Here is a 26,142-nt window from a genome sequence, read left to right as displayed (position 1 = left end):
AGCATTTTGGAACTACAATGGCAAGCCTGCAACCTCTGTGGTGCTGATGCTCCACGGCTTTTGTATACCATTCAGGAAATGAGTATCCGAATGTGCGGAAAGTGCGGACTTGTTTATGTGAATCCCATGCCGGTAGCCGTAAACACGGAAAGCCTTTATGACGCCGCTTATTTTGACTATTATGTGATGACCGCCGCCATCAACCGGCGGACATATGCCGGCCATCTTGCTTTGATAGAAAAGTTTGCGCTCGGCAAGGGGCGGCTTCTGGATGTGGGATGTGCCACCGGTGACTTTCTTGACATTGCCAAATCCAGGGGGTGGGAAGTCAGTGGTGTTGATATCTCACCGGCTTATGCGGATAGAATCGCCAAACGATTAAATGTCCCCATCACGGTGGGGGATTTCAATAAAGTCCATTATCCGCTTGAAAGTTTTGACGTGGTAAGAATGGGGGATTCTATTGAACATATGCTGGATCCCAGGGGTGCGGTAAAAAAGGTTTTTTCTATTCTCAAGCCCGGCGGCATCGGTTATGTTCGAACCCCCGACATCTCACATATCATGCCCCGGCTGGTTGGAAAAAGGTGGATTCAGTTAAAGCCGTTTGAACATTTGTACTACTTCAGCCGTGCCACCATGCGGCGCCTGCTTGAAGAAGAAGGGTTTTATCTGCTGAAAATGGGGAGCGCGGGCATCTGTTGCACCCTGGATATGTTGCGCAATCGTCTTGAACATTATTACAACCCAAGACCGCTGCTGAAGATACTGGATTTTTTCGCAGACACACTGCGCCTGGGGCGGGCGCGGTTTTACCTCGATCCCCTGGAAGAGATGCAGGCGGTTTTTCAGAAACCCCATCACCATGATGGTTTATCCGTGCCGGAACCAATGTCATGCGATTACCGTAAGAAGACCGGATGTTAAACACAACCCGACAACAGTCATCAGCATTGCTGTATACAAGAGTAGCGGTTGCCGCGCTGGTCATATGTCTCTTGAGCGGGGCAATATATTTTCAGTCCATGCACTTCGGTCTTGTTATGGCGGACGATATCGATCTTTTTGAATATATGGCTCATCAGCCGGACAGGTTCTGGCATAACACACGCATGGCATTTACGGAGATGCCGGGTCATGTTCCGTATTGGATTCCGGTGAGCATGGCGTCGTATTTTGCTGACTATGAGCTTTTTCGGATGGATCCCGGAGGATACCATCTTACCAGTGGGGTGTTGCACGGGATTACGGCAACCGTTTTTTTTGTGTTGTTGTTTCAAATGACCGGATGTTTCTGGAAGAGCGTGGCAGCCGCTGCCATCTGGGCCGTTCACCCCCTTCATACCGAGTCTGTGGCATGGATTCCCGGCAGGGCAGGCGTTTTGAGTGTTTTCTGGACGATTCTGGCTGTCATGGCTTATGTAAGTTACACGAAAACGGGACGGTGGTGGAAGTCTCTGCTTGCCTGTCTGTTTTTTATCTTAGGACTTTTGTCCAAGCCCGCTATTATTCTTTTTCCCGTTTTTCTCCTGCTGCTGGATTATTGGCCTTTGCAACGGATTATCCCATTTGATGCGGATCGGCAGATAGAAGAAAAATCGCTGGTTTCCCTGAAGTGGTTAATCATTGAGAAGCTCCCGATCGCGGCCATTGGGGCCGGGGCGGTTCTGTTCGGCCGGTTTTTTTTTCAGGCCACGTCGATGGCTCAGTCCATGCAAGAGGGAAGTTTTCAGCCGGAACTGCTGCTCAACATTCCGGTGGTCTATGTCACCTATTTATGGAAGACCCTGGTGCCGTCCGGGCTTCCCGCTTATGTGCCGCCCATGGCGGGGTATCTTGTACCCCTGTGGCAGATTATGGGAGCGTTTACAATAATCACTGTTGTCACGCTGGCGGTCATTCGTTTTCGTAAAAAAGCGCCTTATCTTCTCGTCGGCTGGGGATGGTTTCTGATCGGGCTGGCGCCTTTTTTGCCGGTCTGCGTGGGACAGCATCGTTTTCTGCTGCAACGCTATGCCTATCTGCCGGTGCTGGGGCTGGTGCTGGGAATTGTGTGGGGCTGTGCCGCCCTGATGCGCCGGCTCGGTTTGAGCAGGTGCATCAGGGCGGTGGCAGCCGTGGCCGTGGTGGCGATGCTGACGGTTATTTCCCATGCCCAGACGCGGCACTGGGCGGATTCGCTTTCATTTTTCAGGCATGCGGTCGAGGTCCGTCCCGCTTGCAGCCAGACCCGGGCCAACTATGGAGAGGTTCTGTTTCTTCACGGCCGAAACGCCGAGGCGATCGGCCAGCTTGAAGCCGCCCTGGCCGTTGACCCAAACAATGCCCTGGCGCACTATCATTTGGGAAGGGCCATGGAGAGCGCCGGAAATTCTGAGGCGGCAATGCGCCATTTTGAAAAAGCCGTGTACTTGCAGCCGGATCATGTGCCGGCCCGCAACAGCCTGGGCAATCTCCTGTGTGACACGGGCCGGATCGACGAAGCCATCGTGCACTACCAGAACGCCCTGGCCGCCGATCCCTCGGCTTTTATGGTTTACAACAACCTGGCAACAGCGTTGACCCTCAAGGGAGATTATGAAGCTGCCGGTGATATGCTGAAAAAGGCCCTGGCCATTCATCCCGGATATGCGACCGCCCGGGAAAATCTGATGCGGATCGAACGGCTCAAGGCCGGCAGGTGATTCTTCATGCCGTTCGACTGAAGGCTTTTTTTCCCGGTCTCAAGTCCGGCTACGCCCCGCGATATCGGTTGACTTGCCTTTAAACTTTTGATAACTGGCAGTAGCCATTAACAATAAACCTGTTGCAAACAAGGAGCCATACATGGAAAGAACACTATCGATTGTCAAGCCCGACGGCGTGGAGCGGGGCCTGATCGGTGAAGTGGTCCGGCGGCTGGAGAAAGAGGGCCTGAAAATCATTGCCATGAAGATGATTCACATGACCAGGGCCCAGGCCGAGGGGTTTTACGCGGTTCACCGGGAGCGGCCCTTTTTTGAAAGCCTGACCACCTTCATGTCCTCGGGTCCGGTTGTGGTGATGGTGCTGGAAGGCGAGGACGCCATTTTGCGCTACCGCACCCTGATGGGCGCCACCAACTACAAGGACGCAGCCGAGGGTACCATTCGCCGGGACTTTGCCACGGAGATCGAGCGTAACGTGGTGCACGGGTCGGACGCGCCTGATACGGCGGCTTTTGAGATCGGCTACTTTTTCAATTCCTTTGAGATCATGGGCAGATGACGGAATCCCTGGGCATCCCGTGTATTTCACGAGTTGATTTGGCCGTCAGATGCAAGGCGCGGCATGCGAAGCTGTAGTTAATCTACTGCGAGTATGCCACAACGCAGCAGATGTGGCCAAGACGGCCCGCCCGAAGGGTGAATTTTTCGACATAAAATTGGCGTATAATACCTCAAGTCGCCTTTCATGGTTTGTATTTTCGAAATACACATGAATTTTATAGTAAGAGTTTATACTTTTTGAAAATGCCTACCCATGTCGGAAAAATTCATGAAATATGCGGGATATGCCGGAATCACCATTATACTGGTGCGGCCCCGCATTCCCGAAAACATCGGTGCCTGCTGCCGGGCCATGAAAAACATGGGGCTTTCCCGGCTGAAGGTGGTGGCCCCGGAAGCATGGGACCCGGTCCGGATCATGAAAACCGCCACCCACGCCTGCCGGGACGTGGTGGAAAAGATCGAGATTGTCGGCGACACGGCCACGGCGGTGTCGCCTTTTTCTTACATTGCCGGCACCACCGCCCGCATGGGCCGGCAGCGGCAGATGGTGCTTTCGCCCGGGGGCTTCGCTGAAAAAGCGGTTACCCTGTGCCGGGAGAACCCGGTGGCTGTGATGTTCGGGCCCGAGGACCGGGGCCTTGAAAACGAAGACCTTCAGTACTGCCACAACCTTGTCCATATTCCCACATCCGAATTTTCCTCCCTCAACCTGGCCCAGGCGGTTTTAGTGATCTGTTACGAGCTGTTCGGCGCGGCCCGGCCGAACCAGGACCATTTTCAGCCCCGGCTTGCCTCAAGCTTTGAGCTGGAGGGCATGTACGACCAGATGAAGGAGGTGCTGCTGGCCATCGATTTTCTGCGGCCGGACAACCCCGATTACTGGATGAACAATTTTCGCCGGTTTGTTTCCCGGGTGGGCCTGACGGCAAAAGAGGTCAAGCTGATCCGGGGGGTGTGCCGCCAGGTGAACTGGTACGGTGAAAAGCGGTATGCTGACGGCCTGGCTGAAAAGAAAAAGAAAGATCCCCGGTAGTTCTCGGTCTGTGGTAATCCCATGGCAGAGGGGGCGCGGGAAAAGATTGCTTCGGCGCTGGCCGGCAATGACGTTTTAAAAAAGGGGGGCGTGGTGACGCATCAGTCGTCACATGCCGCCGGGGGCCGTTTTACGGAAAGCAGCATCAGGGCCGCGATCACGTCAAGCCCCATGAACAGGATATAGGCCGGTGTGTAGGAACCGAATCGGTCAAAGCTGGCGCCCGCGATACCGAAGCCCAGCATCTGAAAGACCAGAAAGCCTCCCATGAACCGAAAGACCGAGGGAAAGGCCTTTCTGCCGAAAAGGTCGGCCACCAGGATGGGGTAGGTGGACATGACCCCGCCCATGGCAAACCCGAACAGGCAGACAAAAAGCCCGATGGCCGCCGGTGAGTGGACAAACAGGGCGGCCAGCAGGCCGATGCCGTTGATGGCCATGATGGTGGATGCCATTTTCGGGGCCGCGATGACATCGCACAGGGCGCCCCACACATATTTGCCCAGGGTGCCGGCAAGGGCCGTGGCCGCCATCAGCAGCATGGCCGTTGTGTCTGAAAACCCCACCTCCACGAATCTCGGTTTCAACTGGGACATGACCCCCACCACGCCGATCATGGCCATGGCATAGGCAGGGCCCACTTTCCAGAAGACCGATGTTCTCACCAGCCGGCCAAGGGTCCACCGGGGGACGTCGTCCAGCACACATGAAGGTTCAAGGGGAATGCCGGGCGTGGTAATACCCATGGCAAGGCCGCCGGACAGTTTCGGTTCGCTCTCGGGCTGGGATTGAATCTCTCCGTCGGGTTGCAGCCCCTTGTCCTCTGGCCAGTTGACGATCACCAGGCGGACCAGGGGGGCCAGCACCAGCACCATGGCGCCGATAAGAATGGCGGTGGTCCCCATTCCCAGCCGGGAGATCAACATCATGGCGGCCAGGGGCAGCACCGCGCCGGAGAGCGACATGCCGGCAGTGGCAATGCCCAGGGCCTTGCCCCGCTTGCGGATAAACCAGTTGCTGACCGCGGAGTTGGCCACGATGCCCCCATAGGCGCCATTGCCCACGTAAAGCAGAATATAAAGTAGATAGAAGAGCCACAGGGAAGACACCTGGAACACCAGCATAAAGGCTATGCCCGATATCAGGGAGCCGGTGATCATGAGCTTTTTTACCCCTATGCGCATCACCAGGGTGCCAAAGAAAAACTGGCCCAGCAGGCCGAAGGGGGTGCCGAGCATCAGGGCCATGTTGACCTGGGTCCGGGTCCAGCCGTGGGCTTCGCACAGGGGCTCGAGAAAGGCGTTGAACGCGTAAAATCCGGTGCCCACGGCCATGAAGTTGGCCAGAAAGGCGATGGCCACAATGTACCATCCGTAAAAGATCGGGCGCGGGGAAGTTTGTGTCATAAGGCGTTCAGCGCAAGTGGTTTGATCGAAATTGGGAAAAGAACGGCTGTCATTTGTTTTGTTCCACTCCGTCGGGCATGGGACTCATCTTTTCACCGCCCGGCACATAACCGCCGTCCAGGCGCAGCACCGCGCCGGTCATGAAGGGCGCATCCCGTATGACAAACAGAACGGCCCGGCTCACATCGTCCAGGGTGCCCATGCGGCCTACAAGGGTGTGATCGACAATGGCCTGTCTCTGTGCGTCGGTCAGCAGGCCCCAGCCCCGGGTATGTGGCCCGTGACGGGTCTCCACAAAGCCCAGCATGATTTCGTTGACGCAGACGGATGGGGCGCCCATGCGGGCCCAGGTTTCGGTCAGCAGGGACACACCGCGGCTGGCCGCCGCGTATCCCTCGTTGAATACCGGAGCGGCCGGGCCGGACCGGCCGACTATGCCGGCAATGGAGGAGAGATTGATCACCACTGCCTCGGGGGATGCCTTGAGGTGGGGCAGGGCCGCTTCAAACACCCACTGCTTGGCCCGCAGGGTGGTGGCCATTTCCAGGTCCCACTGCTTTTGCGTGTAGGGTCCGTGCACAACGGGCCAGCCGCCCCGCTCAATGTTGTTGATCAGGATGTCGATGCCGCCGAACCGGTCAGCCACCGTCTTCACCATGGCCGCAGCAGCATCCCTGTCGGTCAGATCCACCCGGCATATAAGGTGGTCGGCCCCGGACCGGGCAAAGGCGGTTCGCATTTCAGGCAGGCTCTCTTCCCAGTCATGGTGGGTGAGCCCCAGTTTTGCCTCCTGGCCGGCCAGGGCAAGGCCGATGTGACGGCCGATGCCCTTGATTGCACCCAGCACCAGGGCCACTTTTCCTTTTATTTCCATGCGTGTTCCTTATGGGCCGGGGCGGTGGTCACGATGAAAACAGCATTTTTTTAACCCAGGCAAGAGAGACGGCCAGCAGGGCCGTGTCATCCGACGCAGCCGCGGCCAGAGTGGCGTCGTCCAAATTCAGACCCTCCAGGTCCCCTTTTTCAAATATCTCCTGCCTGAACCGGTCCAGGTCATAACAGCCGGTATAAAATATTTTTTTAGATACCATGTCCAGAGACCGGCCCGGGGACGTCCTGTTTTTCGCGCTGATGATCTCCATGAGCCGATCGTTGGCCTCATTATAAGGGGCTAGGCCCTGGTCTTCTATCCACTGGGAAACCGTGCGGGGCACGCCCCGGTCAAACCCTCTGCAGTGGGGCTCTTTCATCAGCATGTAACGCTCTGTGACGCGGCCGGTCTCCCGGCACCGGGAGGCGACCCGGGCCAGGGGATAGACGCGGCAGGAGGAGGGCCGATCCGGGTAAACGCCGCATCCCTGTTCGTTGGCAAAAGGGCACTGGCGCTGCCGGTCCGCTGCCGACCGTTTCAGTGTCACCACCTCAAGGCCGGAGCCCTGTCCCGTGTAGTGGGTGGTGTAACGCTCCAGAAATTCGGTGGAGGAGAGTCCCAGGCTGTTCTTGAGGCGCAGAATATCATAGGGGGTAAGGTACTGGACCACATCGCAGCCGCAGGCATTAAAGCAGGGTACGTTCGGATCGCAGGCAAAACAGAAGGTGTCCTGGAGTCCAAGTTCTATGACGCTGTAGTCTTCCATAATTATAAAATATCCATTTCAGTTTTTGACTTTTTCATCACCCAACAGGTTTCTTCAGGTCCTTGCTGTAAGGCAGATAAGGGGTCAAGGGTTCGAGGGTTTACTTTAGAATTCAATATTGGGCCGGATGAACAGCTGAAAGTCACTGGATTTGTTTCGCGACAGGGAGCCGGTGTATTTCCGGCTGGTTTCCCACACACCGCCCACGGCCATTGAAAAAGCAAATTTTCTGTTTTTCAGGGGCCACTTTTTTTCCAGGGAAAGGTAGTGGCTGATCGGCTGAAACCGGTCCGCGGTGACATGAAAGGTGTATTCAAAACCGCTGTTTTTCAGTATGGAGCTGGCCGGGGCGTCATAGTCCAGCCGACTTCTTCGCAACGAGACATAGATCGCGTCGGAGATGTCGGCATGTTCGTGCACTTTACCACCCAGTCGAAAACTCCAGGTGAGCTTCTGGTCGGAAAATATCCGGTCCCCTTTCAGTTTCCATTCGATCTCGTACCACTGGTCATGGATAAAGTCATTGTCCTTGATGTGGTAGTCGCCCACGCTGAACAGAAACCCCATGTACCCGTTGTTGCCCGCCTTACCGGGCTCGCCTTTTTTTTCAAACTGCACCACGTTGCCGGCAAAAACCGAAAAGGCGTAGGGTTCGTCAAAACCGGCGGTGACGGCGTTGACAAGGTTTAAGCCATCAATGACTTCCGAGTCGTCGTAAAACTCCCTGGCATGTTTTTTAATCAACCCGCCCAGGCACGGCATGGGGTTGACGCTGGCCTCCAGCAGCAGGAACCGGGGTACCAGGGAGCTTTTGAGCAGATCCCGGTAGACCTCGTATTCACTTTTTTCTCCCACCCTGGGAATGGGGGCATCGGTGAGGCTCAGGATCAGGTCGGCCGATGTGTAGTAGGCGTCCCACGTGACTTCAAAGGCGATTCTGTCCGGGGCCTCCGCGACCGGTGCGGCATTTGCCGCCGGCGTGGCTGTGGCTGTTTCGCTTCCCGCTGCCGGGGTAAAAGCCGCCCCTGCCAGCATCAAGGCGTAAAAAACAGCCCGAAAAAGCCCCCGAACGCTTGTTTTCACCTACTCACCTTCAAATTCCATCAATGCAAACATTTTGTAATCACGAATTTTTTCCCGGCCTTTCAGGTCGGGCAGGTCAATGACAAAGGCGCACTCCACCACCTCGCCCCCCAACTTTTCCACCAGGTCGATGGTGGCTTTCACTGTACCGCCGGTAGCGATCAGGTCGTCAACAACAACGACCCTTTCCCCTTTTAGAATGGCGTCTTCATGAATTTCCACCATGCTCTCCCCGTACTCCAGGGAGTAGGCCGCGCCGATGGTGCGAAAGGGGATTTTCCCCTTTTTTCGAACCGGAACAAACCCCACCTCCAGCTTGTAGGCCAGGGGCGCGCCGAAGATCAGGCCCCGGGCGTCGATGCCCACGATTTTATCGATCTTCATTGTCCGGTATCGGTCGTAAAAACGGTTGATGGCCTCCTTGAAGGCGGCCGGGTCCTGAAGCAGGGTGGTGATGTCCCGGAACATTACCCCTTCGATGGGCCAGTTGGGCAGGGTGCGTATGGTTGCTTTCAGATCCATGGTGGTTTTCTCCTGTTTAAGGGATGGGTCCCGGCCGCCGGCCGGTCTATATTTTTGAAACCGCGGTGATCAGCAGCTGTTTCACATGTTCGGCGTTGCTGTGAAACACCTCCATAATGGCTTCCCACGATACGGTCTCTTCCTCGTCTCTCCAGCAGTCGTAGTCCGTGGACATGGCCACCGCCGCGTAGGGAACCTGGGCTTCATTGGCCAGGGCCGCCTCCGTGGCCACGGACATGTTGATCACGTCCGCGCCCCAGGCCTGGAACATTCTGGATTCGGCCCGGGTGGAAAAGCGGGGACCTTCGATGGTGACAACGGTACCGGTTTCATGAATGGGCAGGCCCAGTTCCCTGCCGCTTTGAATCAGCAGGTCGCGCAGATGTTTATCAAAGGGGTCGGCCATGGGGGAGTGGGCGCTCAAGTCCAGGTGTTCAAAAGAGTCAAAAAAGGTGTTTTTCCGCATTTTGGCAAAATCGATGAACTGGTCCAGAATCACAAAATCGCCCGGATGAATTTTTTCTTTTAAGCTGCCGCAGGCCGTGGTGGCCAGAATATGGGTGGCGCCCTGGTCTTTTAAGGCATGAATGTTGGCCCGGTAGTTGACCTCGGAGGGGGAGAACTGGTGGCGCCGGCCGTGGCGGGAGATCAGCATCACCTCCACGCCGTCAATGGCGCCGCACACCAGCGGAGAGGTGGGCTCGCCGTAAGGGGTGATCACCTCAAGGTCTTTTGCGTTCTGCAGAATATCCGGGTCTTCCAGCCCTGAACCACCGATAATGCCGATTTTTTTCATGTTCTCTCCCGGTGTGGTGTTACAGCCCACTGCTGTCTGGTCATGAAAAAGGGCAAGCCCCTGAAAATCGCCTTAAGGCGGTGCGCAGGGTTGCCCGTCCACATTTGCCTGCCTTTTCTTAATAGACCGGAAATACTACATGGATGAATGATTGTCAAGCATGGCCGGGCCTTATTGATGTCGCCGAAGCGGGCAAAAACAGGTTCCGGCTATTTTAAACTTGACATTATTGCGCTCAACTGGTATGACCTCTTACCAGACTGGAGGCAGCATGAATTTTTCACAAACACCCCTGATTAAACCGGCGCAGCACGCCGAACACCATATTGTCGCATCCATCCTGGACGGGACCTGGCCGCCGGGGACCTTGCTTCCCGCCGAACGGGACCTGGCCGCCCGGCTGGGCATCACCCGCCAGACCCTTCGGGAAACCCTGCAACGCCTGGCCCGGGACCGCTGGATCACCATCAGCCACGGCAAACCCACGGTGGTCAATGACTACTGGCAGGCCGGGGGCATGGCCATGCTCAAAACCATGGCGGACTTTCCCGAATTTCTGCCGCCCGAGTGCGTCGTCCATCTGCTGGAGGCCCGGGCCGTCTTTCTGCCGGCCTGCGCGGAAAAGGCCGTGCCCGCTCATCCGGAGCTCTTTTTGTCCCTGCTCGAAACCGCCGACACCCTGAACGAAGATCCCGCCGCCTTTGCTGAATATGACTGGGACCTTCAGATGCGAATGGCCCGTGCCAGCCACAATCTGATCTATCCGCTGTTTTTAAATGATTTTGAGCCGGTGTTTGCCGCGCTGGGCGGCCATTACTTTACCGAGAAAAAGGGCCGGGACGCTTCCCGGCGGTATTATAAAAGTCTGTCAAACGCCATTGGTCGCAAAAAAAAGGTGGCGCCCGTTGTCCGGCAGGCCATGGAGGAGAGCATCGAGATATGGAAAGCATGTCAACACACGTAATGTCGAATACCCCGGCCACGGTGGATAGCGTGGCCCGTTCCTGGGACCTGGTCGTTATCGGCGGGGGCATCACCGGCGCCGCCGTGTTCCGGGAGGCGGTGCGCATGGGCCTGCGAACCCTGCTGCTGGAGCAGAACGATTTTGCCTGGGGTACCTCCAGCCGATCCTCCAAGATGGTCCATGGCGGCCTGCGCTATTTGAAGGAAGGCAAGGTGCTGCTGACCCGGGCGTCGGTAAAGGAGCGCCAGCGGCTGCTGGCCGAGGTGCCGGGCCTGGTGGATCCCCTGGGTTTCATGATGCCGGTCTATTCAGACGGCGGGCCGTCCCGGCTTGTCATGGGCCTGGGACTTTCCGTCTACAGCCTCATGGCCCTTGAAAAACAGTATATCAGTTACAGTGCCGGACAGATGGCGGACCTGGTGCCGGGGCTGCGGACCCAAAACCTTACCGGCGGCTTTTATTTCAAGGACGCACAGGTGGACGACGCCCGGCTGGTGCTGCGCCTGATCCAGGAAGGCGTTGCCAACGGCGGCACGGCGTTAAACTATACGAAAGTTCAGGCCGTGGGACGGGACAGCCGTGGCAGGGTCGCCGCGATCACGGCCCAAGACACGGAAACCGGGGCCACGGCCGGGTTTGACACAAAGGTGGTGATCAACGCCACCGGGGCCTGGGCCGAGAAGCTGGGCCGGGTGCCCGAGTCCGGTGTTCATATTCGGCCGTTGCGCGGCAGCCACCTGATTTTTCCGGCGTCTGTGTTTCCGCTGGACCGGGTGGTGAGCTTCATGCACCCGGCTGATAAAAGGCCGGTGTTTATCTTTCCCTGGGAAGGCACCGCTTTTCTGGGCACCACGGACGTGGACCACGACCATGACCTGAACACCGAGCCGGTACTCACAAAGGCCGAGGCCGACTACCTGATGGAGGGGCTGGATTTTATTCTGCCGGGGTTGAAGATCTCCGTGTCCTCGTGCATTGCCTCCATGGCCGGGGTGCGGCCGGTACTCAGCCACGGCAGGGCCGCCGCTTCCGCCGAATCCCGGGAACACGCGGTGTGGGACGAAAAGGGACTGGTCACCGTTACCGGTGGAAAGCTGACCACCTTCCGGCTGCTGGCAAACGACGCGCTCAAGGCGGCCCGCGACTACCTGCCGGCCAAAAACCTGCCGTCCAAAAGCGAACCGGTCTTTGACGCGCCGAAAAACCGGTCCTCAAAGATGGCGCCTCTGAACAAAACGGTGCAGACGCGGCTTTATGGCCGGTACGGAAACCAGGCCAACACCCTGGTGGAGACGTGCGGGCCGGACCTTCTGGCGCCGGTATTTTCCACGGAAACCCTGTGGGCTGAAATCGATTTTGCGGCCCGCCACGGACAGGTGCGCCATCTTTCCGACCTGCTGCTGCGCAGGGTGCGCGTTGGCATTCTGCTGGCCGACGGCGGGGCCGCCTGTTTTGAGCGGCTGGAACCTATCTGTAAATCGGCCCTGGGCTGGAACCAGGAGCAGTGGGAATCGGAAAAGGCGGCCTACGTAAAGCTGTGGCGGGAAGCCTATGCCCCGCCGTCTGTGCTGTTTGCAAAATAATACCGTATGGCTCTCAATTCTTTTATGACGTTCAGGCACTTCGGGCCGGTGTCCAGAATGGTGGGTTGGCCATAAACGATTCGCCTCGCCCGTTGCAGCGCAGCCGAGCGCGAATGCTTTTTTCGGAAAAAGCGGGCAGGCTGTTTGAATCCCGCGAAGCGGGATGAGTTCCTGCCCGTGCCGAAAAAAGCGTTTGTGCGAGGGCAGCCAAAGGCCAAGCTGCAGGGCATGTTTCTTTTGGTACTTTTCTTTGCGCCAAAGAAAAGTACACGGGTAGTGTTTGAAGAACAATATAAATTAAGGGCATGCAAAAATAAAAGGAGAAGCCATGACGCCATCCAAAGACACCGCCGTTCTGCTGGCCGTGGACTGCGGCACACAGAGCCTTCGCACGCTTCTTTTTTCCGACACCGGAAACCTGCTGGCCAGGGTTCAGGTGGAGTATGCGCCTTATGTAAGCCCGGCGCCGGGCTGGGCCGAGCAGGATCCGGAAATCTACTGGAACAGCCTGTGCGAGGCCTGTAACCGGCTGAAGGCGGAACATCCGGACCACATGAAAAACGTCTCCGGTGTCGGCGTGACCTCCCAGCGCGCCAGCATGATCAACGTGGATGCGGCGGGCAAACCCCTGCGGCCCGCCATCATCTGGCTGGACCAGCGAAAGGCCCAGCCGCCCTTTGTTCCCCGGCATGTGATTAAACTGGCGCTCAAGCTGGCCGGCATGTACCATAACGTGCTGGACATTCAGGCCGAGGGAAAGTGCAACTGGATTCGGCAGAACCAGCCCGATATCTGGGCTGCCACGGCCAAATACCTTCAGGTGTCGGGGTTTTTAAATTTTCGCCTCACCGGCCGGTTCGCCGATTCGGTGGCCTCCCAGATCGGCCACCTTCCTTTCAATTATAAGAAGATGCGGTGGACGAAAAAACCGGATCTGCCGGCCCTGTTTTTTCCGGTGGAACCCGACAAGCTGGCCGAGCTGGTGCCCCCGGGCCAGGCGCTGGGCCGCATTACCAGAGCGGCGTCTCAGCAGACCGGCATTCCCGAAAACGTGCCGGTGATTGCCTGCGGGTCGGACAAGGGGTGCGAAACCATCGGTGCCGGCGTGGTGGACACCTCCATGGTGAGCCTGAGCTTCGGCACCACGGCCACGGTGCAGACCACGTCCGGCAGGTATTTTGAACCCATTCGGTTTATGCCGCCCTATCCGGCACCCATTCCTGGCCATTACAACCCGGAAGTGGAAATTTTCCGGGGATTCTGGATGATCACCTGGTTTAAAAACGAGTTTGCCTTTCAGGAGGTGATGGAGGCAAAGGAGAAGGGCATTGCCGCTGAAGTGGTGTTGAATCGCCACCTGGAAAAGACCGCGCCCGGCTCCATGGGCCTGGTGGTGCAGCCCTACTGGAGTCCCGGCCTGCAGAAACCGTCGGCCAAGGGTGCCATGATCGGTTTTGGTGATGTTCACACCAAGGCCCACATCTACCGGTCGGTGATCGAGGGGCTGGGGTTCGGTCTGATGGAAGGGCTTGAGCAGATGGAAAAGGCCGGAAAGTTTTTTGCCGAAAAAGCCGCGGTTTCAGGCGGGGCATCCCAGAGCGACGAAATCTGCAGGATCACGGCGGACATATTCAACCGGCCCATGGTCAAGGTGCAGACCCACGAGACATCGGGCCTGGGCGCCGCCATTGTCACGGCCGCGGGCCTGGGTGTGTATTCGTCGGTTCAGGCGGCGGCTGCGGCCATGATCAAGCCCCAGGTCGTGTTCGAGCCCGACCCCGACCACGTGGATATCTATCGCAACCTGTACGACCGGGTTTATAAAAAAATGTTTGCGGCCTTAAACCCGCTCTACGAGGAGATTCGTGACATTACGGGATACCCGGCGTAACCCCTCAGCCTGATCGAAATCAGGATCGCTATCGCTATCGGGATCGGAATCGAGACAGGCGGGAGATCACGAGCACGGGCACGGGCACGGGAAAGATTAAAGGTGAAACGAAATATTTGGAATGGAGGGATTATGAGCAAGCAGGCGGAAAAAACTCCGGAGTGGATCAGCACCCCGCCCAAACCCGGCACCTATCGGTCGATTTTAAAGTGGGGCGCGCCGGACGGGTTCAAACATCCCAGCGCCGGGTTTTTGAAGGTGATTCAGCAGACATTGGGGCTGTCGGACGCCGACCTGAAGCGCGGGCCCGACACCGGGGACCAGCCGGTGAAACACGACATTCCCTGCCGTCTCTCTTCCGATGACATGGCCGCCCTGGCCGCCATCGTGGGAGAGCAGAACATCGCCACGGACGACTACAGCCGGGTGCTGCATTCGTCCGGCAAGGCCATGGAAGACCTGATTCAGCTCCGGACCGGCAGGGCCGAACACGTGGCCGACTGCGTGGTGCATCCCAGGGATAAAAAGGATGTGGCCGCCATTGTGGCCTACTGCCATCAAAAAAAGGTTCCGGCGCGTGTTTACGGCGGCGGCAGTTCGGTCACGCTGGGCCTGGACGGCGTGGGCGGCGGCGTGACCCTGGTCATGGGCACCCACATGAACCGGGTGATCGAATTTAATGAAGCCAACCAGACCATCACCGTGGAGGCGGGCATCATGGGGCCTGCCTACGAGGAGCTGCTGAACAACGCGCCTGATCGGTTCGGCGCCAGCCACCGTTACACCGGGGGCCACTTTCCCCAGTCTTTTGAATACTCCTCCGTGGGCGGCTGGGTGGTTACCCTTGGGTCGGGCCAGCTCTCCTCCTATTACGGTGATGCATACGACCTGGTGGTCAGCCAGGAGTATGTGACACCTGTCGGGTCGTTTAAGACGCTGGATTATCCGGGCACGGCCACAGGCCCCAAGGTCAATGACATCATGAAGGGCAGCGAAGGATGTTTCGGCGTGCTGGTGGGCCTGACCATGAAGGTGTTCCGGTATATGCCGGAAAACACCCGGCGGTTTTCCTACATGTTTCCGGACTGGGAATCGGCGGTGAAAGCGGCCCGGAACATCAGCCAGGGGGAGTTCGGCATGCCCTCGGTGCTGCGCATCTCCGACGTTGAGGAGACCGACGTGGCCATGAACATGTACGGCATTGCCGGAACCCCGGCCGACACCTTTCTGCGCCTTCGCGGCATGAAACCCGGCCGGCGCTGCCTGATGCTGGGCCAGGCCGACGGTGAAAAGGGGTTTGCCGCCAACGTGAAGAAAAAGGTCGGCCGTGTGTGCAGGGCCTGCGGCGGCATCTACCTGACCACCTACCCGGCGAGCAAGTGGTTTGCCTCCCGCTTCAAAGACCCCTACATGCGCGAAGACCTGAACGATATCGGCATTCTTATCGACACACTGGAGACGTCGGTCACATGGGACAACCTGCACCATGTCCACCAGGGTGTGCGCAAATACATAAAAGACCGGGTCAGGGCCGTCTGCATGACCCATTCTTCCCATTTTTACGCCCAGGGCACCAATCTTTATTTTATCTTTATCATGCCCATGGCCGGGGCTGAAGAGTTCCGGACGTTTCAGCGCGGCATCATCGACGCCATCGTGGAACACGGCGGCTCCTTGAGCCATCATCACGGCGTGGGCCGCATGATGGGCCCGAAAATGGAACGCCACCTGGGCGCGGAGCAGATGGAAGTGCTGCGGGCCCTCAAGCGTCACTTTGACCCGCACAACATCATGAATCCCGGCGGCACCCTGGGGCTGGATGGATAGTGCGGGAGACATTACTATGAGGCCATTGCGAGCGTAGCGAAGCAATCCTGATCAGACAGGCGTCATTGCGCAGCGAAGCAATCTTGAACATATGCGCAGGAGATTGCCACGTCGCTTCGCTCCTTGCAATGACGAAAAAGGCCGTGGTTACGCCGCTGGCAAAGCAGTCTTCTGCTACCAGTTTTCGCCCAGCAGCTCGAAATAGCCCTGGGGCATGACGCAGGCCGGGCATTTTGCCGGGGCTTCGGTGCCGGTGTGCAGGTAGCCGCAGTTCCGGCAGCGCCACACGGCCGGTTTTTCCCGTGAGAACACGCGGTCAGCCAAAATGTTGGCGGCCAGGTCCCGGTAGCGTTTCTCGTGCTGCCGCTCAGACACGCTGATGGCGTCCCATGTGTCAGCGGCCCGCTCAAACCCTTCTTCCCGGGCGATCCGGGCAAAGCCGGGATACAGCTCACTGTGTTCAAACCGTTCGCCGTCCGCCGCGGCCACCAGGTTGTCATGGGTATCCTGAATCACGCCGGCGGGAAAGCTGCCGGTAATTTCCATCTCTCCGCCGTTGAAAAACTTGAAAAACCGCAGGGCGTGCTCGCACTCCTGGTCCGCGGTCTCTTCAAAGATCTCGGCAATCTGAACAAACCCCTCTTCAAAGGCCTGGCGCGCGAAATAGGTGTACCGGTTTCTGGCCTGGGACTCGCCGGCAAAGGAAAGCATCAGGTTGCGGGCGGTCTGGCTGTCACGAAATTTTCCCATGGGGATCTCCTTTGTTGAAATGAATCAGGCCGGATGCTTTAAAAAAACATCCGGCCTGGAAGGTTCACGCAGTGGCGGTGATGCTACTCTTCGAGTTCAATGGCCTCGGCGCCGCACTCTTCAGCGGCCTGGCGCACCAGGGCCTCGTATTTTTCAGGGATTACGTCAAACTGGACCACGGACAGCAGCTGGTCTTCATCATACTTGAACACCTCGGGGCAGAGCTTGTTGCAGTTCCGGTCCCCCATGCACTGGCTGGTAACGCGTGCTTTCATCAATTCCTCCTTTTAATGTCTTATTGATCAGTAACAAGGCGCTCATACAGCCTGGAAAAGGCGGAATGTATGAACGGAAAATGACAGCCGGATTTGACATCAAGTAGATATCACCCGGCCTTTTTTGTCAAGCCGGAAAACGGGCTACCGGATCGTCACGGCATCCAGGCCCGGGTTTTCCACAAGCCGTTCCCACTGGTCGCCCGCAATCCGGCCGATGTGCTCCACCGGCCAGGCCGGGGTCTGGCCGAAAAAGATGCACACGTAGTTGCCGCGCCTGCTGTAGGCGATGCCGCCTGCCGGAATATCGGGCACCGGGTTTTCTTCGCCAAGGTCGATGCCGACAGATCCGTACAGCTCCTCACCCCATTGCGTCAGGCTGACCGTATAAGGCAGATGCGCCTCGAATCTTTTTGCAATGGCGGTGTCAAACAGTTCCGCCTCAAGTACAAGGCCGCCGAAATCAAGCATTATCTGTTTTTTGGTCATTTATTCTCTCCAAGCCGGCTAAGTGTCTCATTCTGGATAGTGAACCAATCTGGTTGTCAGTCGTTGACATGCGTATCCCGTCATGCCGGGTCGCTGCCCCCGCCTTTTTTGTTAACGGGTCTTGTTCCCCCGTCCGGCAGTACCTCATAGATCAGTCCGTTTAATGTGTTTGATACAAATACGATGTCCCTGGAGTCAATGGCTATATTATCTATGCCGATACAGCCGACATCCGCCACCAGCTCTCTGGCCCCGGTAGCAGGCTCTATTTTCCAGATATTGCCCAGAAATGTGGAGGCATACAATTCCCCTTTGGCATTGAATTTAACGCCAGCCACCGTCGGTAACCCTGTGGCCACCGTTTGAATATCAGTTTCAAGTTCGGTTGTGACCGGATTGTCGGCATCCACATTGGTGGAAACAATCTTTCCCGCAAGGTTCAAGGCGGTATATAAACGGCCGTCCGGCCCGAAATCCGATCCATTGAATTGCCCCCGGGCGCCGGAAACAAGGCGGGGCGGCTTTTTCAAATCAGGATCAACTTCATATAAAGCATCGCCTAAAATTGCCAGCCCGACAAAAACCCTGCCCTCTTTTGATATCGCAATTGAGTTTACCCCGGTGGCGATATGCTGTTTTGTAACATCACCATCGGCAGCACGTCGGCAAATGTTCCCCTGCAAAATGTCTGTATAATATATGTCGCCACCGGGTGTAACCTCCACGTCATCCGGCCCGTCCACACTTTCTTCTTTGCTCAGGGTTTCCAGGATCTCTCCGGTTCCGGTGTCCATAACATGAACAGCGCCGCCCAGAACAGAGGCAATGTAAAGACGGTCATTCTTGTCAAAAAAGATGCCGTTTGCACCGCCGCTTATTCCTTTTGTCAGATACAGGGTATTTACAACCCCTGCTGCCACCAGGAGAACTACAAGCCCGACCAGGACCAGAAAAGAGATGGCGGCTATTTTTATTGATTTTTTTAGCATAAAAGCGGCTTTACCTGTTTCGAATCCGGGCAAAACAGCAGCACTGCCCGGTCAGTTGGTGCCCATCCCTTCCGCCCTGAGCTTGAGGGCCCTGTTCAGGTCGTTGAAAGGGCCCCGTATCGTTTTATCAATGAGATTTTTCACCGGGGGGATCAGCAGCCCCCAAAATACCATATCGTGATCGAGATGAGTTTTTCCGCCGGTCGTCTCTTTCAGCAGATAGATATGCTCACTTTCAAGCAGAAAGCGGATACCGGGCTGACCTTGCCATCTCAGCTCCCTGCCGGGAAGGACGACCAGCAGCAACGGTTTGAATATGCGGCTTTTCTGCCCTTCCGGGTGATAACGCAAGCAAAGCCGCTGCCCGGCCTGAACCGCGCCGCCGGCTTCTTTAACCATGGGGTTCCATTCCGGATAGGCGGCAAGGTCCACAAGCACGTTCCAGACGACATCCGGTTTTGCGTCAATATCAATTTCGGTATGGATTTCTTTTTTAAACATGCTGTGTCTTCTTGTGTCTAAGAAAGATTTTAGGGTCAAAGCAGGTTGTTCCTGACCCACTCATAAAAACGTTGTAGACCCTCTTCCCGCGAAACCGTTGGCTCATAACCCAAATCAGTACGGGCGCGATCTATGGAATAGCTGTGATTTTTAGCGAGTTCGGCAGCGGAATAGCGGGTAATGGTCGGCTCGCCGGACAACTTCAGAACCGTCCATAATACCTCCTGAGTGGCGCCAAGTGTATAAGCAAGCGGGTAAGGGATCCTGGCCCTGATCGGTGGCAAACCCAGGTCGTTCAGTATGCGTCTTAAAAAGCCCCACAGGTTAACCGTGTCGTTGTCCGTCACAAAATAGACGTTACCCGGTGCTCTATCCGCGGTGGCCGCCAGGATCAGGGCATCGGCACCGTTCTCCACATAAAGGGTGCTGATGATATTGGTTCCGTCTCCTACCTGAACGAGACGGCGTGATTTGGCCCGCTCGATAATGCGCGGAAACAGGGTGCGGTCTCTTGGCCCCCAGATCGCGTGTGGCCGGATCGCAACGGTTTCAAGGTCTGTGCCATTGGCCGCCAGGACGCGCTTTTCGCTCTCCGCCTTGGTCGCGCAGTAGTAGTTTAAAAACTTTTTTGGAAAGGGAAGCGTTTCATCAGCGTCAAAGTGGTCGCTGCCGTCAAAAACAGCAGAGGGGGAACTGACATGCACCAGGCGACGGACGCCCGACTTTTTACACCCCGCTATTACATTGTCGACAAGTTCAACGTTGATCGACCAGAACCGTTTCCATGGACCGAGGGGCGCGGCCAGGGCGGCGGGATTAAAGACCACGTCCATACCCTCGCAGGCCCGCGCGGCAAGGCTCGGATCACATAGATCCCCGGTAACAATCTCCACATCCAGATCTTTCAGCCGTTGAACGTTCCGCCCCGGAAGCTCAACCGTCCTGACAGAATGTCCGGCTTCTACCAGCTTGTCTATCAGGTGCCCGGCCAGAAACCCGCCCCCGCCTGTGACCACTGCTTTCATATGGCGCGACCCTTTCTGTAATTCGTTACAGCAGTGTTCAAAAAAACGCGGCAGACAATCGGCTGGTTAAGGGGTAACCCGGATATTTCATATAACGCCGCGGGTCAGGTGGCCTGTAGCACCAGCGGAAGGCTCACCTGCACCCGCTTGTTATACAAAAAACTATTCGTAATGAGCCCACATTCGTATAATCTTAACCGTTTTTTCAGCCTCAAGAACTTGATAGACAAGACGATGTTGAATATTGATGCGACGGGAATACGCCCCCGATAAATCACCCAATAGCTTTTCATAGGGAGGAGGTGTCATAAAAGGATTTTCACGCAAAACCTCAATCAACATTTCTGCTTTTGGTCTTAAACCGGCAGAGGATAGTTTTTTTGCGTCTTTTTGCGCTTGCTTTGTGAAGACGATCAGCCACATTACCAATCAAGTTCCTCTGTACACTCCTCGACGGGGGTGGCTAAACCGTCTCGTATTGATTCCCGCATACCTGGAATGTTCAGGAGATAAATTGTTTCCTGGATAGAGCGCCAGTCATCTTCAGAGATAAGCACTGCATTACCGCGCTTGCCTTTAATAATTATTGGCTCATGGGACGCAGCTGTTTCATCGATCAGGCCATAGAGTTTTGACCTTGCTTCTGTGGCAGTTAATGTCGGCATGATTTACCTTTTATAATAAAATTTTCGAACCCATCCATAGGTACGTTATTGCGTACGCCTTGTCAAGCCTTTTTGAGATGCAACGGCCGGCATAAGGCGCGGCGGCATTTTGCCGTCGCTTTGATGCCGTGGTTAGCCACTTAATACGCGAAAAGCTCTTGCAAACAATTGGTAATTTTAATCTGCGAATTTTGGGAAATTACACCAAGTTTTTGAATTAACCTGGATTTGTCAACGGCTCTCAGTTGGTCAAGCAAGATCAATCCTTTTTTACCCTGAAATGTATATTGGACTCTGGTTGGATAGCTAAATCCTTTGGATGTCATCGGGGCAACAATCGCGGTCTTCAGAGCAGCCATTTCATCAGGGGAGACAACAACACAAGGCCTTGTTTTTTTAATTTCAGAACCTTGTGTCGGATCAAGTTGAACCAGCCAAATCTCAAATCTTTGAACCTCTTTTTTTACCATTCCCAGTCCTCTTCATCTACCAATGGGGCATCCAACCACTCTTGATCCGATGCGCTTGATTCCTGGGCTTTAAGGGCTTTATCAAATTGTTCTTTCCAGCCTTCTCTATTTTTCTTCACAGGTTGAATTAACAGCCCGTCGTCGATTATTTTGAATTCCAATTGCTTGTCTCCCAATCGTGCTTGCTCGATTATCGCTTTTGGAATACGGATACCCTGTGAATTTCCTATTCTGATTAAAGTCGTCATTTTCGCCTCCAATTGTGGTTAATGTAATTACAATATACCCACAAAGGGACCTGTTGTCAAATCATATTTTTTCCCTAATTGCCGCAGTTGAGCGGCGATTTTATCGTCGCTCAACTGCGGCAATTCGCCGAGGGCGCAAGGACGAAGTCCGCTGCGCGCTCGGCGAACGTCCACCACCACCGGCGAGCAGGGTTTGCAGACTTCGCTAAAGTGAGTTCAACACCAAATTACGCCAAAACCCAAAGCCGACCGCCCCTGCGAGTCCGTGTGGGTGGCGTGGTTAGCCTTCCATCCTTGAGTTTACCGTTCTCCAAAACTTAGAACAAAACAGCGCCTTTGCAACAAAACAATTTTTTAACTTCAGGTTTTGAGAAAATATGAAGTTGATAGGTCCAAAACAAAAAAAATAAAAAGATAAAAAATTTTTCAACGATTGCATTGGACGAACAAGCCGGATGGAGCACAAAAATTAATGTCCTAATGATTCCAAAAGCCGAGCAAAAAAGAATAGCTGGAATAACCCATTCCTTTCTTTGCACTAAGCCAAAATATAAAATAATGAAAATGAACGACAAGAAAATTGTTTCAATTGAATCATTTCGGCTTTCACTCTCAAACAAACCCAACAAACCAAAGAAAATACCCAAAAATCCAAATATGGCTAAAATAAAATAAATTAGCTGGATCAGAGTAACAGATTTTTCGATTTTTTGTTTACTTAACATTATTTGTTAAGAAGGCTAACGGCGGCAGCCAAAGGGCGCCAGGGCTCCCTCTGACTGTCTTAAAGATGGTTGATGTTTAATTTTCCCCGAATGTTCAAAAGCCGAATGCCCTGGCGGTCCTTTTGGGCTGCCTGGTTATACGCTGGGCTTATTTTCAATTCTATCAAGAATATCTTTGATCAATTCCGGATCGTCAGCCCAAAATGGACGTGGAATTCTGGCAATTGATTTATTAACGTTATCTTTCAGAGTAATAAGAACAGAGCCAAAAGAAAATGATCTTTTGCATTTGACAATTGAACCGATCCACGTCCAATTATTTGAGACGTATTTTTTATTTCATCGTTGATCATAACGGAATCTAAAACCATTGCTGCCATGGTTGCGCCAGCTAAAGCAAATCCTATGGCGCCTATCAATGAGAAGCCCAGTAATACTATCATTGGTATTTCAAACCCTACAAGGATATTAAAAGAAAAGAAGAATACTGGAGGTATTAAGGCTTGCAATAGGGTGAATTTCAATAAATTGAACTTTATATATTTTTTCACAGGAATAGCCTTATTCTGTTGCGTATAACTGTTTAATCAGCGGCGCGGCTTTTTGCGTCCGCTGAATTTATAGGTTGGGCGCTATCGCTCTGAATCAATGTTGAACCATGGTCTCCAAAGCCCCACAAGTTTGTCCTCCTCGAAAAATCGCTCAGCGATTGCGTTGTCAGGAAAATCCGTGTTGAAAGAGAATCCAACTTTCGCATAAATCATCGATAAGGGATCTTCCTCGGATGGAAATATATGCTCTATCCCAAAACGCAATTGACAAGATGTCGTAGCCGGTTTTGCCTTAATATTGCCGTCAAGCGGAACATGAAGCCTCCCAAGTGAGCCGCTTTTTATGTGTAATGAGAACCGTTTCTTAATGTTCGTTGATTTTCCAATATAAAGGCAGGGATAAATTAACTCTTCAGGCCACCAATCGCCATAGACGACATCAACGGGTCGCCCCCCTGGTCCCTTGAGGACAATGTGGCGGTTTGAAGATAATAACTCCTCTTTGCTACCAATCCACCAGAAAGCATACACGCCTGCGGTTTCCGGAAGTGAAATTCGTGGCCCAGTGAATATTTTGCCTACGGGCTGAATGTGTTCTCTCATATGCATAGTTCACGCCCAACGTCCGCGGTGTGGGGCCGCAAGGGGAACGGGCCACCGCAGAAATTTCGTTTTTAAAATTATTTGATAAGTGCCAACACCGACCGCGCCTTGCGGTCCCTCACCAACGTGTTGTTAGCCATCATTTGATACATGCTTCAATAAACTTTACGCCCAAGGGTGTGAGCGTTACAGCATCAGAGCCCTTATAAATTGTTAGTGGCTCAGACCCCATAGTTACACCGCCTCTCAGTATTGCAGGGCCTATGCATTGCATGCGCATGAGATTGAAGATGCTTACTTGATAGGTCCCTTCATCAATTTTAACCATTTCCATAATTTGTTCTTTTTTGAGGCTGTAGTTTGTAATTTTACCTAGATCAGCATGATGCCCTTCTCTTTTTAATATATTGTAAAAGTTATTTAGAATTACTGCTTCAATTCCGGTAATGTTCTTGATGATGTCAACAAAGCCATACCTCAACTCACCATTAAAATTGGGGTCCATTGCATTAGCAAGTAGCTGGTTCCACAAATGTTGAATATTTTTATCATCTTCAAGGCTACTTTCTTCAAATATTGGAAGTGCCAACTTTGGTGGCACTGATCGAGTATCTTCTACACCACGGTCTTTAAGTATTTGATTTACATCATCTGACATTTGAACTAGGCGGCGCCAGCGGACAAACCTCAATTTATCGGTTATCATACCCGATACCTCTTGAATAGGTTCCTTAAATACACGCGCGAAGAACCCTCCAAGCTTTTCTGATGTCTCTAAGGATTTTTCTCCGAGATTGGCAACGCCCTGAACAGCTTTAGCAATTTCCTCTGCTTCTGACATTTTCTGTCCTTTATCGATGGCTAATTGCCGCAGTTGAGCGGCGCTTTCCCGGCATGAAATTGCCGTATGCATGCAGTTTCGTGACGGTAAAGGGTCCGCTCCAACGTCTTGTTCGCTGAGCGCGCAGCGGGAAGCGACAAGGCGGTGGAGCGATTTTATCGTCGCTCAACTGCGGCAATTCGCCGAGGGCGCAAGGACGAAGTCCGCTGCGCGCTCGGCGAACGTAGATTATATTGATTCTATTTCCCCACCAGTGTTTCCCGATTATTGTGGGTGCAGTCGTTTTTGTCAACTGATAAATTGTCCATTCATCATAATTTGTTATGCAAAAATACCATTGCCACGATTCCTATATTCCCTTATCATACAAAAGATTATATAGAATCTATATAAGCGTGGAGAATAATTATCCATGTCCATGAAAGACTTTCAGAACTACCTGCTGAACAAATATCTTGCTTCTGAAAAATCAGAACCTTATTGCGTTTTCTGGGTGTTAGAAGTCCTCTGGATAATTGACCAGGATATTGCTTCAATTTTTTAACAGAAAAAGGCAGGCATGATCGACCCGAATAAAAACAGAATCCCGGATGATGTCAAAAGTGTCCATTTGATCGCGGTGTGCGGCGGCTGAAAGCCATTAACACCATGCCCTTGTTCACTCTTTATTTACCGCCACGGCGGCAGCCTTTAAGTGTATCAAACACCTTTCCCTGGTTCTGTGCCCAAAATGCCCTGGCGTAGTCTTCATTGTTGAAGTGCAGAAGAATGCACCCTTTCTTGATTTCACGGTTCAGAAACAGGTTGGTCGTCGGGCCTGGTGCTAAGATGCCTCCCCCATCTGCCAATTCCTGAATTTTTGTTTTTTCCAGACGGTACAGGCAGCTTCGACAGATGGGGATATTGTAAGATTCAGTTTCTCCACAAGCATTTGAAACTATCGACCCGACGATGCCACCGGCTATTGCCCCGACAAACGCACCTCCGATGCCCCCGATGTTGGTTGCTGTTCTTGTCTTTGTGGCCGCCCATGTATTGAGTAAAAGGCTTTCGGTGGCATTGGCAGAAAAACAGCCTACGCACGCACTTGGGAACACAATATCTGCAAGAGGGCGAAACACTGCTGATTGCGAGTCAGACATTTCCCCCGCCGGATGCGTTGCGCCGCGCGCTGGTTTGGGTGTGTGTTCCTGTTTTACTGCTAGAGCCAGGGCCTCCTCCCCCCAAATTTCAGTGACAAACGTTTTCCATTCGTTTTTGTCTTCGGTCTCGGCCCCGGACCGTGTGGCTGCCAGAAGGTCGAGAGACTCCTGGTGGGACAGCCCATAAAGTTTTTCCAGTCCTGAGACGCGTTCTTTCGCACGGTTCTTGTGTGGGGTCTCCACTCGATTCGCAATCGATACAACTAGCACTAAGACCAATATCCCACCAAAGATGCCGAGAAGCCAACTGACCGCGAAGCAGGTAATGATCCCGGCAATTATCACCAACACCATGAGACATCCAAAAGCAGCCGAGCTCCTTCCGACCGGTTTTGCAAAATCCCGGTAGACCTTCTGTAAATGTTCAAGAGATTCCTTTGGGTCTTTTTTAAGAACATTTTCAGTACGATTCTTGACAGGTTGGGAGACAGCAGGCGCAGGCTTGTCGTTTGAGGAAAATGAAGACGGTCCATCCGGGACTCTTGGGATGGCGGCTTTCGTAGACACCACGGGCTCCTGTGGTGTTATGGATGCCTTATGCGGCACTGTAATTATCTGTCCACAAGCCGGACACTTGCCTCGCTTCCCAGACATTTTGTCTGGAACTTTAAGTTTCTTAGCACACTTGGGGCACGTGAGTTTCATGAAGCTCTCTTTACCATGAAACCGGGCTAAACGCCCGGGATGAGCGGTCCAACACATAAGGAGGGGAGACACAGTCTATCCCGACTGTTATACGTTGGACGCTTCATCGATTTGTTCTGGTGGCGGGGATGTGTGTGCCGTCCGGACATGGATTCTGTGTTGTGATGTAG

At 54.2% G+C, this 26,142-nt stretch carries 28 protein-coding genes; 8 read left to right on the top strand and 20 right to left on the bottom strand.

Annotated elements, in window-relative coordinates; all coding sequences use genetic code 11:
• The first annotated feature begins 126 nt into the window (after positions 1–126).
• The 4 genes from DOLE_RS17570 (at position 127) to DOLE_RS13475 (ending at position 4,284) form a co-directional block, all read left to right on the top strand.
• On the top strand, positions 127–927 hold the full coding sequence (locus tag DOLE_RS17570; protein WP_167320886.1) for a class I SAM-dependent methyltransferase: 801 nt from the start codon (positions 127–129) through the stop codon (positions 925–927).
• Between the two features lie 272 nt (positions 928–1,199).
• Positions 1,200–2,684, top strand: a complete 1,485-nt coding sequence (locus DOLE_RS13485) for a tetratricopeptide repeat protein (protein WP_167320885.1) — start codon at positions 1,200–1,202, stop codon at positions 2,682–2,684.
• A gap of 142 nt (positions 2,685–2,826) precedes the next feature.
• Complete coding sequence (gene ndk / locus DOLE_RS13480) at positions 2,827–3,246, top strand: nucleoside-diphosphate kinase (RefSeq protein ID WP_012176040.1); 420 nt, start codon at positions 2,827–2,829, stop codon at positions 3,244–3,246.
• A 270-nt stretch (positions 3,247–3,516) separates the two neighbouring features.
• A complete protein-coding gene (locus DOLE_RS13475) occupies positions 3,517–4,284 on the top strand; it encodes an RNA methyltransferase (protein ID WP_041281186.1) in 768 nt (255 codons plus the stop codon).
• A 101-nt stretch (positions 4,285–4,385) separates the two neighbouring features.
• Here the strand turns inward: DOLE_RS13475 and DOLE_RS13470 are convergent, their stop codons facing one another.
• The 6 genes from DOLE_RS13470 to mtnP all read right to left on the bottom strand — a co-directional run bounded on the left by DOLE_RS13470 (position 4,386) and on the right by mtnP (position 9,728).
• The gene (locus DOLE_RS13470) at positions 4,386–5,690 is read right to left on the bottom strand and encodes an MFS transporter (protein ID WP_012176038.1); all 1,305 of its coding nucleotides are present in this window, start codon (positions 5,688–5,690) and stop codon (positions 4,386–4,388) included.
• 49 nt (positions 5,691–5,739) lie between these two features.
• Positions 5,740–6,564, bottom strand: coding sequence for an SDR family NAD(P)-dependent oxidoreductase (locus DOLE_RS13465; protein ID WP_012176037.1), 825 nt, complete (start codon positions 6,562–6,564; stop codon positions 5,740–5,742).
• 28 nt (positions 6,565–6,592) lie between these two features.
• Positions 6,593–7,327 carry a YkgJ family cysteine cluster protein gene (locus tag DOLE_RS13460; protein WP_012176036.1) on the bottom strand — a complete coding sequence of 245 codons (735 nt, stop codon included), beginning with the start codon at positions 7,325–7,327 and terminating at the stop codon, positions 6,593–6,595.
• Positions 7,328–7,432: 105 nt separating this feature from the next.
• Positions 7,433–8,410, bottom strand: coding sequence for a hypothetical protein (locus tag DOLE_RS13455; protein WP_012176035.1), 978 nt, complete (start codon positions 8,408–8,410; stop codon positions 7,433–7,435).
• Positions 8,411–8,932 (bottom strand): adenine phosphoribosyltransferase, encoded by a 522-nt coding sequence (locus tag DOLE_RS13450; protein ID WP_012176034.1) that lies wholly within the window; start codon positions 8,930–8,932, stop codon positions 8,411–8,413.
• 46 nt (positions 8,933–8,978) lie between these two features.
• Positions 8,979–9,728, bottom strand: a complete 750-nt coding sequence (gene mtnP, locus DOLE_RS13445) for an S-methyl-5'-thioadenosine phosphorylase (RefSeq protein ID WP_012176033.1) — start codon at positions 9,726–9,728, stop codon at positions 8,979–8,981.
• Positions 9,729–9,999: 271 nt separating this feature from the next.
• Here mtnP and fadR point away from each other — a divergent pair, with 271 nt between their 5' ends.
• From fadR to DOLE_RS13425, 4 genes are all read left to right on the top strand, one after another.
• Complete coding sequence (gene fadR / locus DOLE_RS13440) at positions 10,000–10,692, top strand: fatty acid metabolism transcriptional regulator FadR (protein ID WP_012176032.1); 693 nt, start codon at positions 10,000–10,002, stop codon at positions 10,690–10,692.
• Positions 10,677–12,275 carry a glycerol-3-phosphate dehydrogenase/oxidase gene (locus DOLE_RS13435; protein ID WP_167320884.1) on the top strand — a complete coding sequence of 533 codons (1,599 nt, stop codon included), beginning with the start codon at positions 10,677–10,679 and terminating at the stop codon, positions 12,273–12,275. Before fadR ends, DOLE_RS13435 begins: the two co-directional genes overlap by 16 nt.
• Positions 12,276–12,603: 328 nt before the next feature.
• On the top strand, positions 12,604–14,166 hold the full coding sequence (locus DOLE_RS13430) for an FGGY-family carbohydrate kinase (protein WP_012176030.1): 1,563 nt from the start codon (positions 12,604–12,606) through the stop codon (positions 14,164–14,166).
• Positions 14,167–14,298: 132 nt separating this feature from the next.
• Complete coding sequence (locus DOLE_RS13425) at positions 14,299–15,993, top strand: FAD-binding oxidoreductase (protein ID WP_012176029.1); 1,695 nt, start codon at positions 14,299–14,301, stop codon at positions 15,991–15,993.
• A gap of 174 nt (positions 15,994–16,167) precedes the next feature.
• Here DOLE_RS13425 and rbr read toward each other — a convergent pair whose 3' ends face one another.
• The 14 genes from rbr to DOLE_RS13350 all read right to left on the bottom strand — a co-directional run bounded on the left by rbr (position 16,168) and on the right by DOLE_RS13350 (position 25,834).
• A complete protein-coding gene (rbr, locus tag DOLE_RS13420) occupies positions 16,168–16,743 on the bottom strand; it encodes a rubrerythrin (RefSeq protein WP_012176028.1) in 576 nt (191 codons plus the stop codon).
• An 83-nt stretch (positions 16,744–16,826) separates the two neighbouring features.
• Positions 16,827–17,018 carry a ferredoxin gene (locus DOLE_RS13415; protein WP_012176027.1) on the bottom strand — a complete coding sequence of 64 codons (192 nt, stop codon included), beginning with the start codon at positions 17,016–17,018 and terminating at the stop codon, positions 16,827–16,829.
• A gap of 144 nt (positions 17,019–17,162) precedes the next feature.
• A complete protein-coding gene (locus DOLE_RS13410; RefSeq protein WP_012176026.1) occupies positions 17,163–17,507 on the bottom strand; it encodes a cyclophilin-like fold protein in 345 nt (114 codons plus the stop codon).
• Between the two features lie 80 nt (positions 17,508–17,587).
• Entirely contained in the window at positions 17,588–18,529 is a 942-nt protein-coding gene (locus tag DOLE_RS13405; protein WP_208596981.1) for an NHL repeat-containing protein, read from the bottom strand.
• Positions 18,530–18,547: 18 nt separating this feature from the next.
• Positions 18,548–19,057, bottom strand: coding sequence for an SRPBCC domain-containing protein (locus DOLE_RS13400; RefSeq protein ID WP_208596980.1), 510 nt, complete (start codon positions 19,055–19,057; stop codon positions 18,548–18,550).
• On the bottom strand, positions 19,033–20,022 hold the full coding sequence (locus DOLE_RS13395) for an NAD-dependent epimerase/dehydratase family protein (protein WP_012176023.1): 990 nt from the start codon (positions 20,020–20,022) through the stop codon (positions 19,033–19,035). The genes DOLE_RS13400 and DOLE_RS13395 overlap by 25 nt, the downstream gene beginning before the upstream one ends.
• A 162-nt stretch (positions 20,023–20,184) precedes the next feature.
• A complete protein-coding gene (locus DOLE_RS13390; protein ID WP_012176022.1) occupies positions 20,185–20,445 on the bottom strand; it encodes a Txe/YoeB family addiction module toxin in 261 nt (86 codons plus the stop codon).
• Positions 20,445–20,687 carry a type II toxin-antitoxin system Phd/YefM family antitoxin gene (locus DOLE_RS13385; protein ID WP_012176021.1) on the bottom strand — a complete coding sequence of 81 codons (243 nt, stop codon included), beginning with the start codon at positions 20,685–20,687 and terminating at the stop codon, positions 20,445–20,447. Before DOLE_RS13385 ends, DOLE_RS13390 begins: the two co-directional genes overlap by 1 nt.
• A gap of 140 nt (positions 20,688–20,827) precedes the next feature.
• A complete protein-coding gene (locus DOLE_RS13380; protein ID WP_012176020.1) occupies positions 20,828–21,157 on the bottom strand; it encodes a type II toxin-antitoxin system PemK/MazF family toxin in 330 nt (109 codons plus the stop codon).
• Positions 21,151–21,405 (bottom strand): AbrB/MazE/SpoVT family DNA-binding domain-containing protein, encoded by a 255-nt coding sequence (locus DOLE_RS13375; RefSeq protein ID WP_041280574.1) that lies wholly within the window; start codon positions 21,403–21,405, stop codon positions 21,151–21,153. The genes DOLE_RS13380 and DOLE_RS13375 overlap by 7 nt, the downstream gene beginning before the upstream one ends.
• Before the next feature lie 970 nt (positions 21,406–22,375).
• Positions 22,376–22,681 (bottom strand): hypothetical protein, encoded by a 306-nt coding sequence (locus DOLE_RS13365; protein ID WP_041280573.1) that lies wholly within the window; start codon positions 22,679–22,681, stop codon positions 22,376–22,378.
• 81 nt (positions 22,682–22,762) lie between these two features.
• Positions 22,763–23,290: a hypothetical protein gene (locus tag DOLE_RS13360; RefSeq protein WP_153304434.1), complete on the bottom strand. Its 528-nt coding sequence runs from the start codon at positions 23,288–23,290 to the stop codon at positions 22,763–22,765.
• A 133-nt stretch (positions 23,291–23,423) separates the two neighbouring features.
• On the bottom strand, positions 23,424–24,197 hold the full coding sequence (locus DOLE_RS13355; RefSeq protein WP_012176018.1) for an Abi-alpha family protein: 774 nt from the start codon (positions 24,195–24,197) through the stop codon (positions 23,424–23,426).
• A gap of 593 nt (positions 24,198–24,790) precedes the next feature.
• A complete protein-coding gene (locus DOLE_RS13350; RefSeq protein ID WP_153304433.1) occupies positions 24,791–25,834 on the bottom strand; it encodes a hypothetical protein in 1,044 nt (347 codons plus the stop codon).
• Between the last annotated feature and the right edge of the window lie 308 nt (positions 25,835–26,142).

This window comes from Desulfosudis oleivorans Hxd3 (assembly GCF_000018405.1).
Lineage (GTDB): Bacteria > Desulfobacterota > Desulfobacteria > Desulfobacterales > Desulfosudaceae > Desulfosudis > Desulfosudis oleivorans.
Note: the sequence above shows the minus strand (reverse complement) of the source record. Positions and strands in the feature narration are given on the sequence as shown.